The following is a 13,799-nucleotide window of genomic DNA, read 5'->3' as shown; positions in this document are numbered from 1 at the left end:
GGAAAATAAAAAGCGCGAGACACGGCTGAATGCCGGCTCGCGCCTTGAAAGTCCTGCAGAATTATTTTGCTGTTTCCACTTCAATACTGAGTGGCGCGCCGGAAAGAACAACAGGTTCGGTGCTAACCGGACCGCTTGCCTGCGTGCTGACTTGCGCTACGACGTACTTCTGCCATTTACCATCGGCAAGCGTTTCCACGTTGTCACCGCATTTCCGATAGAAATTACGAGCTTCATCTCGCGAAGTGAACACCGCTTTCAACTGACACACCATTTGCGGCGCGCCGGCGTCATTTGTGACGTTCAGCACATAGTCCCATTCGCGAACGCCGAAGAAACCCTCGCTGAATTGCGGATTACCGAGAAGGCTCGCAACCTGGTTCTTGGTCATGCCGGGCTTGAGTTTTCGCAACGCTTCGGTCAGGGGGTAGCTGCCGCCGATATTCGACGCCGACGAAGGCGCCGGAAACACCAGTTGGTCTTGACCGCCGTTGTTCGAAAGGCGGCTGCCCGTGCCGCACGCTGACAACCCAAGCGCCACGACGAGCGCGGCTGCGAAGGGAAGTGCACGCGATGGTTTGCTGAGAGTGAGGTTCATCTCTTGATCGGATTCCGTTGTTTTCGTTAATTCGATGTCGCGGGCTTCCAGCCTGCCCGCGACACACATCCTCTTACTGACTGGCTTTACCAGTGCATGCCTGCGCCCACCGACACGCCGAACTGACCGCGCGTGCTCGTGGTGCCGCTTACCTTGTAAGCCCAAACGCCGTTGTCAGAAAGCTGCGATACACCGATCGCCACTGCCGACTGCCCGCCATACGTACCACCGCCGATCGCTACCATGCCGCGGCCGGGCAACACGGCTTGCGGCAAACCTGCGACCGCGAGTGCCGATGCCGTGCCAGCGTAGGCGTCGCGGCGCGTGCCTTCGGTCTTCGAGTCGGTGTAGTCATTGGCCGACTTGAGCGTGCTGCCAGTGCTCTGGTTCAACTGATTCACGTTGACCGCGTCGGTACCCTGCGTGCCGGCCGCGACGTTCGTGATCTGACGTTCGCTGCCGGCGGCGCCGACCGACACCGTATTCGCGCGATCTGCTACCGAGTTCTGGCCGAGCGCCACGGTGTTTGCGGCCGATGCTTGCGCGCCGTTGCCCATTGCCACCGAACCGGAGCCGCTCGCCAAGGCGTTTTGGCCAAATGCTGCTGCGTTGTCAGCGGTAGCTTGAGCGCCGCTACCCACGGCGACGGAACCCGCTCCTGTAGCGACTGCCTGTGCGCCCACGGCAATCGAGTGCACGCCGGTTGCCGATGCTGCGTCCGTGTCTCGCGAACCGTCGGCGCTGAATAGCGGATCTTTTGCATCGATGACAGCGTTATTAACTGCGCTTGCGACTGCGTTGTTGACTGCGTCGCCCATGGATGCATTCACTTGACCGATGGCGTCGTTCAACTGGCCAACGTTCACAGCGTCGGTTGTATCCACGCCTGCCGCGACGTTGTGGATACTCGTGCCGCCATTGCCTTCCAGCGTCGCGTTTTGATGGTCCACCGAGCCGTCTGCGTTTCGGTCGTACTTGACTGCACCGTCGCTCGCTGCCGTCGCAGCCGCGATCGCGGCAGAAGACTGGTCGCTTACTGCCTTCAATTGGGCGACGTTGACGGCGTCATTGTCTGCCGCACCGGGCGCAACACCGCTGATGGTACGGCCACCAACGTTGACTTCACCGGTCGAGCTCTGCGATCCGGACAAGCCATAAGCTGCGTAACCGGATTGAGCGCCGATCTTTGCTTCCGATCCCGCACCGAGTGCGACGCTGTTGGCCGAATCGGCGATTGCATTGTTGCCAATTGCAATGGAGTTCGCGAATGCTGCGTTCGCGGCATTGCCGACTGCGACTGCATTCTCTCCCGCCGCATTAGCCTTGTTGCCGGCAGCGAATGAATTAGCGCCCTGTGCTTGTGCAGACGTACCAAGGGCAACGGCATCGGCTGCGGAAGCAACAGCAGAGCGACCGACGGCGATCGACTCAGTTTGGCTCGCCGATGCACCGGGGCCTACCGCGATCGCGTTTTCAGCGGCTGCTGAGTCGGTGCCGACGGCAACTGCTCCGTTTTGGGCAGCATATGCAAACGAACCAACCGCGACGCTGCTCAGACCGGCGGCGGTAGCACTGGTGCCAAGTGCGCTTGATTGGAGGCCGGATGCCACGGCATTCGAACCCAGTGCGGCGGAATTGGTGCCGGAGGCGATCGAAGACACACCTGCTGCGACTGCATTGTCGCCTGCTGCGTTTGCTTCATAACCTGCAGCAAACGAGCTTGCGCCCTGCGCTTGTGCAGAAGTGCCGAGGGCAACCGCATCGGCTGCCGAAGCAACGGCAGAGCGCCCGACGGCGATCGACTCTGTTTTAGTCGCCAATGCACCGGCCCCTACCGCGACAGCGTCCTGGACAGCTGCTGAGCTGGTGCCGACTGCAACAGCCCTGTCTTGGGCTGCATACGCGAACGATCCGACCGCGACGCCGCCGACGCCGCTGGCGGTAGCACCGGTACCAAGTGCGCTTGACTCGACGCCGGATGCCAGAGCGTTCGAGCCCAGCGCGGTCGCGATTGGCGCTTGAGCCTGAGCCGAAGCGCCAATCGCCGTTGCCCCCTGGCCAGCCGCAGTGGCGTTAGCGCCCAGCGCATTGGAAGCTTCTCCTGAAGCCACGGCGTTCATGCCTATCGCACTCGCCTGCGCGGCCGAAGCCATGGCGTTGCTTCCGATAGCAACTGTGTAATCGCGCTGCGCCGACGTGTTGTCGCCGATAGCTACTGAGCTTGTTCCCGCCGAAAATGAATTGTTACCAACAGCTACTGCGTTCTCGCCCTGAGCGGTAGCGTAGTTGCCGGCAGCCATGGCGTTCGCAGCGCTCGCACGTGCTTGCGTGCCGATGGCGGTTGCATTGTTTGCCTCTGTTGACGCCAGGCTGCCAATCGCCGTAGAGAAATCACCCTCAGCAACCGCGTCCTCCCCGGCGGCATAAGCGTTATTTCCCGTCATCACGGGCGCAGCCATTAATCTCCCCGCAGGGGAAGTCCAGTCGTCGCTGACCTGCGCATGTGCGGACGACGCGACCATCAGGCCGCCGATCATCGCGACTTGCGCAATAACCAGCTTGCCCGCTGTTGACGAGCGCTTGCTCTTCGATTTCGATGTCTCGGAGGCCGCAACCCATGTCTCCGAGGTTTCGTTCCAGACTGCTTTAAAAATTCTATTCATAAAAGAAGGATGTCTAACAATTTGACAAATACATGTCGGATTGATTGGTAGAACATTCGCGTTTGTGCCCGCACTCCTGGGGCACTGAACGTGAGCATTCCCGATGACGGGGATTTCCCGTCTGCAAATTCTGGCCCGCTTGGGCGTTGAACAGGGTGCCTACGTTGCTGCGCTTCGGACTCAGAAGCTCAGGATCATCCGTGTTGTAGCGCTGGCGATATACACGATCTTTCCTAAATTGATCGAGTAATCCAATAATCGATTCGGATTGCAAAACAAATGAAATTAGTGTGGAATTTGATGGTTTTTGATGGATTTTTGTCGCAACTTTTCGGCCCCACCCAACTTCTTTTTCAAAGCCAGTGGCCGGGCGATGTGCGCCTCGTTCCGCGAAGCAGCGCCTCAAAATCGGGCCACCGTGGCATTCACGCAGCATTGCTGAAAAAATGCGCGAAACCTGCGCCGGCTCAACCTCTTGGAAGCGCAATCGTTCTACAATGGTGGCTGTTTTTCGACTTGAGTTTTCATGCGTAATCCTTCCCGTATTCTTTTCTCGCGCTGTTTTTCTCGCGCGACTGCTGCAACTGCCGTATTGATCGCTGCCTTTTCAATGGGCGCGCCGGCCCACGCCAACAACGTGATCGTGCTGAATTCCGGCGAAGCCACGCTGAGTCTCATCGACGAGGCCACACGTCAGGTCGTGTCCACCATTCCGACCGGCAAGGAACCGCACCACTTGATGGCGACGCCCGACAACGCGTCGCTGATCGTCGCGAACTCGGTGTCGAATAACCTGATGTTCGTCGATCCCAAGACGGGAAAACCGCAGCGCTGGGTCGAAAACATCGAGGACCCGTACCAGGTCGGGTTTTCGCCGGACAACAAGTGGTTTGTGTCGACCGGCTTGCGGCTCGACCGGCTGGACATCTACCACTATGACGGCAAGAACATTTCGATCGCGAAGCGCATCCCGCTCGCCGTCATGCCGAGCCATATCGCGTTCACGAACGACAGCAAGACCGCCATTATTTCGCTTCAGGTATCCGGCGAGATAGCGGCGATCGATCTGCCCACGCAGACGGTGAAATGGAAGATGAAGGTCGGCCCCGTGCCTGCCGGCGTCTGGATGACACCCAACGACAAATACCTGCTGGTCGGCATGACGGGCGCGGACTATGTCGCGGTGGTTGACTGGCGTAACCAGAAGGTCGTCAAGACCATCAAGACGGGTAATGGCGCGCACAATTTCCGCTCGATGGCGGACGGCCAGCACGTCCTGGTGTCGAACCGGGTTGCGAGCACGATCAGCATCATCGACCAGGATTCGCTCACGAACGCCGGGGACATCACCGGACTGCTTCCAGGTCCGGACGACATGGAACTTTCCGCGGACAAGCGCTATCTTTGGGTTACATTCCGGTTCGCAAAGAAGGTCGGGATTATCGACCTGACAAATCGTAAGCTTATCCAGACAATTGCAGTCGGCCGATCACCGCACGGGATTTATTTTTTCGACCGGGCGCCGGTGTTTGGCCCGAATGGCGGCTGAAACGGTGGACAGATTCACCGCCTGCATTGAAGATTGAATGGCGGTCTTTTGTTAGGGCGCTTGGTAACGATTGCGGAGTTTCATGTTTCATTCCATCCTTTCCATGCTCGACACGGTCGTCTCGACAATGCAGACATGGCTGTACATAGACGTGGTGCAGCCATTCCTGTTCAAGGTCGGCCTGATGGGTTACGACGAGGACACATATGACGCGCTTTATTGGGTGATCGTCGGTGTGCTCGAAGTTCTGGTCATGTACGCCATCCTTCGGCCGCTGGAGGCGCTGCGTCCCGCTGAAAAATGGCCGGACCGCAAAGGCGTTCGCGTGGACGCGCTGTACACATGGATTGTCAAGCTGGGCATCCTGAACCTGTTTTTCTTCTTCACGTTCCAGCCGTTCTTCGACAGTTTTCAAAGTTGGCTGCGGCTGCACAACATTTCCAATATCGAACTCGATAATCTGTGGCCGGGCGTGACCTCCCAGCCGATTGTCGCGTTCTTCATCTATCTGCTCGTGCTCGATCTCGCCGGTTATTGGTATCACCGGATGGAGCATCGGATCGGCATCTGGTGGGAATTGCATGCGGTTCACCATAGCCAGCAGAAAATGTCGCTATGGACCGACGACCGCAACCATCTGCTCGACAATATCCTGCAGGCGGGTTTCTTTGCCGCAGTCGCATTGGTGATCGGCGTGCAACCGTCGCAGTTCGTGGTGCTCCTGGCGATCACGAACCTGATGCAAAGTGTCCAGCACGCAAACATCCGGGTGCATTTTGGGTGGCTTGGCGAGCGTCTCCTAGTCAGCCCGTCGTTTCACCGGCGGCATCATGCGATCGGCTACGGTCACGAAGGCACAACGTACGGGTGCAACTTCGGCGTACTGTTTCCGTGGTGGGACATGCTTTTCCGAAGCGTGTCGTGGAATCGCGATATCGAGCCCACGGGCATTCGCGATCAGCTGCCGGTGGCCGACGTCCCAGGGCGCGATTATGGCGATGGCTTCATCGCGCAACATCTGCTCGCGTTTAAACGCATTGGTGAGCGCATCAGGTCGCACCGCGCGACTCGTGCTCCCAATTCGGATTCGGACGCTGCTGCCGTCTGATTGCCGATTGATCGCGCCTCCCTCGGTAAGGCATTAGGTCTTGTTCGCCGGCTCTCGCCGGCGAATTGCGTTTCCGTCCAGCGTTAGCCATCCGGACGAGCAGCGCGTCATGCGCTCTCTGGTTTATCCTGTCTTCTTTCCATCTCAAACGACCTTTGCATGAATGACTTGTTGCGTTCGTTCGTGCGCGCTCTCGCGAACGCTTTTCATCCGAGAATGCTTTGGCTTACCTTCATGCCGTTCGCCGTGGCGTCGGTTGCATGGGGCGCTGTCCTATGGTTTTTCTGGCAGACGCTGACGGGTGCCGCGCGTAACTGGCTTGACGGCTGGGCGCTTACATCGGCCATGTACCGGCTTTTCGACTCTGTCGGTTTTTCGTCGCTGCATGCGGTGATCGCGCCGTTTTTTATCGTGGTCATGGCAATTCCGTTGATCGTCGTGACCATTTTGTTGCTCATTGCGACGCTTTCGATGCCTTCAGTGATCAAGTTACTGACACGGCATCAATACGCATCGCTTGAAATGCGGCGCGGCGGATCGTGGTACGGCAGTCTTGGGCATTCGGTCATTACCACGGTCGTTTGTCTCGTACTGTTGATCGTCACGCTGCCGCTTTGGCTGATTCCGCCGTTTTTCGCGATCATTCCGCCTGTATTGTGGGGATGGCTTACGTACCGTGTAATGACTTACGACGCACTCGCATTGCACGCGAGCGCTACAGAGCGGCGCGCTATTGTGCGGCGCGCACGTTGGCCGTTGTTCGGTATCGGCGTGATCAGCGGTTTGCTCGGGTCTCTGCCAACCATGCTGTGGGCCTGGTCGGTCTGGCTGTTGCCGTTGTTTCCGGTCGTGGCCGCGGCGACGATCTGGATCTATGCATTCATTCTAGTTTTTTCGGCGCTCTGGTTTGGGCACTATTGTCTGCACGCCCTTGAGCGCCTGCGGGCGGAAACCACGTCCGCGTCGCCTCCGCTGAGCGGTTCCAGCGCGCCCGCCGAGCTGCGAATTTCCGGCTAATTTCTAAGATCAGGGAGCATTCATGGGCTTTGGCGTGATCATCATTGGCGACGAAATATTGTCCGGGCGAAGAACCGACAAGCATCTGCCAAAAGTTATCGAATTGTTGTCGGCGCGCGGATTGTCGCTGGATTGGGCGGAATACATCGGCGACGACCGCGAACGCATCACGGCCACGCTCAAGCGGGCGTTTGCGTCTGGCGACATCGTGTTCTCGACGGGCGGTATTGGCGCCACACCCGACGACCATACGCGTCAGTGCGCGGCTGCGGCCTTAGGTGTACCGCTTGAATTGCATCCGGAAGCGGCGGAGCTGATCCGTGCGCGCATCCGGGAAACGGCCGGCGACAAACCCGCCGACCTGAATGCGCCGGACAACCTGCACCGGTTGAACATGGGCACGTTCCCGAAGGGCGCGAGCATCATTCCGAACAGCTACAACCGCATTCCAGGCTTCTCGGTCGGCAATATCCATTTCGTGCCTGGATTTCCGGTCATGGCGTGGCCCATGATCGAATGGGTGCTCGACACCCAATACGCCCAATTGCATCATGCGACGCCTTATGTCGAGCGGTCCTTGTTCGTTTTTGGCTTGCCGGAGTCGCGGATTACGCCGCTGATGGAATCCATCGAACGTGATTTCGCGGGCGTGCGCGTTTTCAGCTTGCCAAGCGTAGGCGATACCGCCCGCGGCGCCGTGTTTGGGCGTGCCCATATCGACCTGGGCGTCAAGGGTGAGCCGGAGACGGCGAATGCGGCGTTTGAACGATTGCGCGAAGGCGTAACGGCGCTGGGCGGCGAGATAGTGGAAGTCGAGCCGGGCGCGGCGCAATAAGCCTTGCTGACGGTCCGGCCGATATCGCTTATGCGCCGAGCCAGGGCAAGCCGCGAAAGCACCATCCGGAAATGGTCTTGCGGTGACCTTGTCCATCCTTGTCGCCCTCGAAGCCTTCGAGCAGGTCGAATGCCTTTGTGAAGCCTGCCTTTTGAGCAGCTATGGCTGCGAGCTTCGAGCGTGCAGCACTTCGGCAGAGAAACAGAATCGGTGTATCGGGCGCGGCGAGCTCGCCTAGCTGCTGAATAAAGGCGGTGTTGGGAACAGAGCCCGGATATTGAATCCACTCGATATGCGCGTATTGGGCGGTGTCGATGGCGGGTCGCCCGACCCAGTCTAATTCAGCGCGTGTGCGGACGTCGACGAGGCGTACGGAAGGATCGAGTTGCAGTAGTTCGAAGGCCTCGGCAGGAAGAACAGCGCCAGCGTACGGAAGCTGGTTCTCGACTGCGCGGGCGGTACTTCTGGCATACAACTGTTCGAGTGTGCTCATGGACGAAGGTCTCCAACCGGACATTTTAATCAGGCATTCTAGCGTGCCAATCACTGGTTGATAGATGCATCAGCATGGTGCGCAGAGTTTGAATCGCCCTGAATCAGTGCTAACGTTATGGGTCGCACGGCTGCATGCACGAAATTGGTGCGTTATGGCGAGTGCACGGATTCCAAGACAATCTCGGGTCCCCGAAAAAGCGCGCAGCTTCAATCGCTTAGCGCAATAATGGTGCGTTTGGCATGGAAGCTGCTTTTGACTGTACCGATGGTTTCGAATCGGTTAGGCGGCGAATGAGTGTTCGTCGATTTTGTTAATCAGGAGATAGGTAATGAGCAAATCCGTGGCCGACGTCATGCAACTCGTCAAGGACGAGGACGTCAAGTTTGTCGACTTCCGTTTCACCGACACGCGCGGTAAAGAACAACACGTTTCGCTGCCGGTCTCGGCATTCGACGAAGACAAATTTGAAAGCGGCCACGCTTTCGACGGTTCGTCTATCGCCGGATGGAAGGGCATTGAAGCGTCGGACATGCTGTTGATGCCGGATGCGGATACTGCTTTTGTCGATCCGTTCTACGAAGAGTCGACGCTCGTGATGTCGTGCGACGTCGTCGAGCCGTCGGATGGCAAGGGTTACGAACGCGATCCGCGCTCGCTCGCGAAGCGCGCTGAAGCGTATTTGAAGAGCTCGGGCCTGGGCGACACGGCTTTCTTCGGTCCGGAACCTGAATTCTTCATTTTCGACTCGGTGCGCTGGAGCGCGGACCAGTCGGGCTGCTTCGTCAAGGTCGGTTCGGAAGAAGCGCCGTGGTCGTCGTCGATGGAGTTCGAAGGCGGCAACACCGGTCACCGTCCAGGCACGAAGGGCGGCTACTTCCCGGTCGCTCCGGTCGACACGTTCCAGGACATCCGTTCGGAAATGTGTCTGCTGCTCGAGCAGATCGGCATTCCGGTCGAAGTGCATCACCACGAAGTGGCGGGCCAGGGCCAGAACGAAATCGGCACGAAATTCTCGACGCTGGTTCAGCGCGCTGACTGGACGCAACGGCTGAAGTACATCGTTCAGAATGTGGCGCACACCTATGGCAAGACGGCGACGTTCATGCCGAAGCCGATCGTTGGCGACAACGGTTCGGGCATGCACGTTCACCAGTCGATCTGGAAGGACGGCAAGAACCTGTTTGCCGGCGACGGATACGCAGGCCTGTCGGAATTCGCGCTGTTCTACATCGGCGGGATCATCAAGCACGCGCGCGCACTGAACGCCATCACGAACCCGTCGACGAACTCGTACAAGCGGCTCGTTCCGCACTTCGAAGCACCGGTGAAACTGGCTTATTCGGCCAAGAACCGTTCGGCGTCGATCCGCATTCCGCACGTGGCGAATCCGAAGGGCCGCCGCATTGAAACGCGTTTCCCGGATCCGATGGCGAATCCGTACCTGTGCTTCTCCGCGCTGATGATGGCCGGTCTGGACGGCGTGCAGAACAAGATTCACCCGGGCGAAGCAGCGGACAAGAACCTGTACGACCTGCCGCCGGAAGAAGATGCAAAGATCCCGACCGTGTGTGCCGGCCTGGATCAGGCGCTCGACGCACTCGACGCTGACCGCGAGTTCCTGACGGTGGGCGGCGTGTTCACGGATTCGATGCTCGACGCGTATATCGAACTGAAGACGACGGAATTGCAGCGCTATCGCCAGGCTGTGCATCCGATCGAATTCGAGATGTACTACTCGCTGTAAGCGGATGGCGCGCGCACTTCGTTTTCCGGCAGCCGGGGAAGTGCGCCGCTCGACGCGAAGCAGAAGTGTCAGGTGAACAAAAAGGGACGGCGCGCCGTCCCTTTTTTTAATCGCCGGATCTTCGTCTCACAGTTTCAAGACCGGGTCTCACAGCACGATGGTTCTCAAGAATCTCATCAAGGCGAGAAAGAGTCCTCCCGACAATTCGCTGTCCGACGACGCCACGCTCGTCGCCACCAATCTGCTGCCGGGCATGGAAGCATTGCCTACGGTCGTGCTTGTGCTGGACAAGTCGACGCTGAAGATCGCATTTGCGAATCCGTCGGCCGAAGCCATGCTCGAACGTTCGCGCAAGCAGTTGGCTCAAACCGCGTGGCCCGAATTGTTCGCCAATGCGGACGAACTGGTATCGACGATTGCGTCGATTGCTGATCACAGGTTCAACGCGACCCATCTGGATGCCGTGCTGGAACGTCCCGGCCGCGAGCCGCTGCATGTACATGCAATCGTCGCGTATCTGGAGGCCGCGCCCAATTACGTGCTGCTCGAACTGTTCGAAAACGAGCGGCATCTGAAGACCGATCGCGAAGAGCGCATTCATGATCTGACCGCGGTCAACAAACAACTGATTCGCAACCTCGCGCACGAAATCAAGAATCCGCTTGGCGGCATCCGGGGCGCGGCGCAACTGCTCGAGTTCGAACTGGGCGCGCGTGAACGTGACGAACTGCGCGAATACACGCAGGTCATCATCAAGGAATCGGACCGGCTGCAGACGCTTGTCGACCGGTTGCTGGAGCCGCATCGTCATCCGCATATCGTGGGCGATGTGAACATCCATGAAGTCTGCGAGCGCGTGCGCGCCGTGATCCTTGCCGAGTTTCCCCGTGGCCTCACGCTCGATCGCGACTACGACGTGAGCGTGCCCGACCTGCGCGGTGACAAGGAGCAGTTGATCCAGGCGTTGCTCAACATCGTTCGTAATGCAGCGGAAGCGTTGCGCGAACGCATTTCACAAGGCGATGCGCGCATCGAACTGCGCACGCGTATTGCACGCAAAGTGACGATTGGCAAACGCTTACACAAACTGGCACTGGACTTGCATATCACTGACAATGGTCCAGGCATTCCGGAGGAAATACGTGACCGGATCTTTTATCCGCTCGTATCCGGGCGGGAAGACGGCAGCGGACTTGGCCTTACGCTCGCACAGACCTTCGTGCAGCAGCACGATGGATTGATTGAAGTGGAAAGCAAGCCGGGCTGCACCGAGTTCACCATCCTGTTGCCGTTTGAAGGATAAGCGGCCGTGCCCGGCAATCGTGGCCAATCATTCAACGATCAATCACGAGGGTTCATCGATATTTTTGAAGCGCTGATGCGCCTGACCGTTTCGACGGGCTTAAACCGAACCACACGAAGATATCTCGCCGAACTTTTATGAAGCCGATCTGGATAGTAGACGACGACCAATCCATCCGCTGGGTGCTTGAAAAAGCCCTCGCAAGAGAGAACTTCGCGACACGCAGTTTTTCCGGCGTCCGCGATGCGCTGACCGCGCTCGAACAGGAAAGCCCGCAAGTGCTCGTGTCCGACATCCGCATGCCGGGTGGATCGGGTCTTGAATTGCTGCAAACCGTGCGCGACAAGCTGCCCGGTCTGCCGGTCATCATCATGACCGCGTTCTCCGATCTCGACAGCGCGGTTGCCGCATTTCAGGGCGGCGCGTTCGAGTATCTTGCCAAGCCTTTCGATGTCGACAAAGCGGTGGAACTGATCCGCCGTGCGGTCGACGAAAGCATGCGCGGCGAAGCGGCCTACGACAACAGTGTCACGGAAACGCCTGAAATGCTCGGCCAGGCGCCGGCAATGCAGGATATGTTTCGCGCTATTGGACGTCTGTCGCATTCCGCCGCCACTGTGCTCATCACGGGCGAATCAGGCACCGGAAAGGAGCTTGTTGCACGCGCGCTGCACCGCCATAGCCCGCGCGCGAACGGACCCTTCATTGCGTTGAACACGGCGGCGATTCCTAAGGATCTGCTCGAGTCCGAGTTGTTCGGGCACGAACGCGGCGCGTTCACGGGCGCGCAGGCCATGCGTCAGGGACGCTTTGAGCAGGCGGAAAACGGCACGCTGTTCCTCGATGAGATCGGCGATATGCCGTTCGATCTTCAAACGCGCTTGCTGCGGGTGCTGTCCGATGGGCAGTTTTATCGCGTGGGCGGGCATAACCCGTTGAAGGCGAATGTTCGCGTGATCGCGGCGACGCACCAGAATCTCGAATCGCGCGTGCGCCAGGGTCTGTTTCGCGAGGACTTGTATCACCGGTTGAACGTGATCAGATTGAGGTTGCCCGCTTTGAGGGAGCGCAGCGAGGACATTGCGCTGCTCACGCGCCACTTTCTGCAAAAGAGCGCGCGCGATCTGGGCGTGGAACCGAAGCGTGTATCCGAAGATGCGCTTGCGTTTCTTGCATCGCTGCCGTTTCCCGGTAATGTCCGGCAGTTGGAGAATCTATGCAACTGGCTGACCGTGATGGCGCCGGCGCAGACAATCGAACGCAAGGACCTGCCGCCAGACCTTACGCCGACGCAGGAATATGCGGGCGAAAGTACGTCGCTGACGGCTTCGGCAGCGGAGGGCGGGGCGTCGTCGAGTGCGGTTTTGGCGAGCGGTCCGAATGGCTTGCCTGTTGCGCTCGGCAGTGCGCCTGCAGGCATTCCCGCGAGTATTTGGGAGAACGGCTTGCGCACGGAGGTTGCGCGCCTGCTGCGGGAGAACACCGCCGACGTCATGGATGAACTCGCGCGGCGGTTCGAGGCTGCAGTGATCCGCGAAGCGCTCGATTTCACGCGTGGCCGCAAGGTCGAAGCGGCCGAACGTCTGGGTATTGGCCGGAATACGATCACGCGCAAGATCCAGGAATTGCATCTGGATGCTTGATGTAAGCGGGAACGGCAACGTTCCCGCTTCATTTAGCTAATGGTCGCGATCACCGGCGCGTGGTCCGAGGGCTGTTCCCACTTCCTCGGCACTTTATCCACTTCACAGGCCGTGCAGCGCGCGGCGAGTTCGGCCGTCACCAGAATGTGATCGATGCGCAATCCCGCGTTGCGCCGGAATCCGAGCATGCGGTAATCCCACCACGTAAAGAGTTTTTCCGGCTGCTCGAATTTGCGAAAGGTATCAGTGAGACCGAGTTCTATGAGTTGCACGAAATGCGCGCGTTCATCGGGTGAAACAAGGTTCTGGCCTTCCCATGCTTTCGGGTCGTGCACGTCGCGATCTTCCGGCGCGATGTTGTAGTCGCCGAGCAGGGCCAGTTGCGGATAGCTTTTCATTTCGACTTGTATCCAGTCGCGCAGCGCTTCCAGCCAGCGCATCTTGTAGGCAAATTTCTCGGTGCCCGGCGCCTGTCCATTTGGGAAATAGGCTGAGATGATCCGGACGCCTTCTACCGTCACGGCAATCACGCGCTGTTGCGGATCTTCGAAAGCGGGGATATTGCGCACGATTGTGGTTTCGTCGACCGTGAGACCGCTGCGCACCAGGATGCCCACGCCGTTGTAGGTCTTCTGTCCGGCGTACCAGCTCTTGTAGCCCGCGGCTTCCAGTTCGGCGACGGGAAATTTGTCGTCGGTCAGCTTGAGTTCCTGTAAGCACAGCACGTCTACGCCGCTCGTCGCCAGCCAGTCGATGACATGTTGCTGACGGACTTTGAGCGAATTGACGTTCCAGGTGGCGATTTTCATTTAGTGGATGCTCGGAATGTATTCTGTACGGTGA

General features: G+C 58.8%; 12 protein-coding genes. 8 read left to right on the top strand and 4 right to left on the bottom strand.

Annotation, left to right across the window (positions count from 1 at the left end):
- Positions 1-61: 61 nt before the first annotated feature.
- Complete coding sequence (locus AWB64_RS01950; RefSeq protein ID WP_157766563.1) at positions 62-598, bottom strand: outer membrane protein assembly factor BamE; 537 nt, start codon at positions 596-598, stop codon at positions 62-64.
- Between the two features lie 86 nt (positions 599-684).
- Positions 685-3,261 carry a YadA-like family protein gene (locus tag AWB64_RS01945; RefSeq protein ID WP_063493142.1) on the bottom strand — a complete coding sequence of 859 codons (2,577 nt, stop codon included), beginning with the start codon at positions 3,259-3,261 and terminating at the stop codon, positions 685-687.
- A gap of 279 nt (positions 3,262-3,540) precedes the next feature.
- Here AWB64_RS01945 and AWB64_RS01940 point away from each other — a divergent pair, with 279 nt between their 5' ends.
- The 5 genes from AWB64_RS01940 to AWB64_RS01920 all read left to right on the top strand — a co-directional run bounded on the left by AWB64_RS01940 (position 3,541) and on the right by AWB64_RS01920 (position 7,770).
- Positions 3,541-3,795: a hypothetical protein gene (locus AWB64_RS01940; RefSeq protein ID WP_060816929.1), complete on the top strand. Its 255-nt coding sequence runs from the start codon at positions 3,541-3,543 to the stop codon at positions 3,793-3,795.
- Positions 3,788-4,810 carry a YVTN family beta-propeller repeat protein gene (locus tag AWB64_RS01935; RefSeq protein WP_060816928.1) on the top strand — a complete coding sequence of 341 codons (1,023 nt, stop codon included), beginning with the start codon at positions 3,788-3,790 and terminating at the stop codon, positions 4,808-4,810. The genes AWB64_RS01940 and AWB64_RS01935 overlap by 8 nt, the downstream gene beginning before the upstream one ends.
- An 82-nt stretch (positions 4,811-4,892) precedes the next feature.
- On the top strand, positions 4,893-5,918 hold the full coding sequence (locus AWB64_RS01930) for a sterol desaturase family protein (RefSeq protein ID WP_060816927.1): 1,026 nt from the start codon (positions 4,893-4,895) through the stop codon (positions 5,916-5,918).
- Positions 5,919-6,077: 159 nt separating this feature from the next.
- Positions 6,078-6,935, top strand: a complete 858-nt coding sequence (locus tag AWB64_RS01925) for an EI24 domain-containing protein (RefSeq protein ID WP_060816926.1) — start codon at positions 6,078-6,080, stop codon at positions 6,933-6,935.
- Positions 6,936-6,957: 22 nt separating this feature from the next.
- Positions 6,958-7,770, top strand: coding sequence for a competence/damage-inducible protein A (locus AWB64_RS01920; RefSeq protein WP_060816925.1), 813 nt, complete (start codon positions 6,958-6,960; stop codon positions 7,768-7,770).
- Between the two features lie 28 nt (positions 7,771-7,798).
- Here the strand turns inward: AWB64_RS01920 and AWB64_RS01915 are convergent, their stop codons facing one another.
- Positions 7,799-8,263, bottom strand: coding sequence for a rhodanese-like domain-containing protein (locus AWB64_RS01915; protein ID WP_060816924.1), 465 nt, complete (start codon positions 8,261-8,263; stop codon positions 7,799-7,801).
- Positions 8,264-8,594: 331 nt separating this feature from the next.
- Between AWB64_RS01915 and glnA the strand changes: the two genes are divergently transcribed.
- The 3 genes from glnA (at position 8,595) to ntrC (ending at position 12,956) form a co-directional block, all read left to right on the top strand.
- Positions 8,595-10,010: a type I glutamate--ammonia ligase gene (gene glnA, locus AWB64_RS01910; protein WP_060816923.1), complete on the top strand. Its 1,416-nt coding sequence runs from the start codon at positions 8,595-8,597 to the stop codon at positions 10,008-10,010.
- A 157-nt stretch (positions 10,011-10,167) separates the two neighbouring features.
- Positions 10,168-11,313, top strand: coding sequence for a nitrogen regulation protein NR(II) (glnL, locus tag AWB64_RS01905; protein ID WP_060816922.1), 1,146 nt, complete (start codon positions 10,168-10,170; stop codon positions 11,311-11,313).
- Positions 11,314-11,450: 137 nt separating this feature from the next.
- Positions 11,451-12,956: a nitrogen regulation protein NR(I) gene (gene ntrC, locus AWB64_RS01900; protein ID WP_060816921.1), complete on the top strand. Its 1,506-nt coding sequence runs from the start codon at positions 11,451-11,453 to the stop codon at positions 12,954-12,956.
- A gap of 32 nt (positions 12,957-12,988) precedes the next feature.
- Here the strand turns inward: ntrC and xth are convergent, their stop codons facing one another.
- Positions 12,989-13,765 (bottom strand): exodeoxyribonuclease III, encoded by a 777-nt coding sequence (gene xth, locus AWB64_RS01895; RefSeq protein WP_060816920.1) that lies wholly within the window; start codon positions 13,763-13,765, stop codon positions 12,989-12,991.
- Positions 13,766-13,799 lie beyond the last annotated feature (34 nt).

Source organism: Caballeronia sordidicola (assembly GCF_001544455.2).
Taxonomy (GTDB): Bacteria; Pseudomonadota; Gammaproteobacteria; order Burkholderiales; family Burkholderiaceae; genus Caballeronia; species Caballeronia sordidicola.
This window is presented reverse-complemented; position numbering and strand designations above follow the sequence as displayed.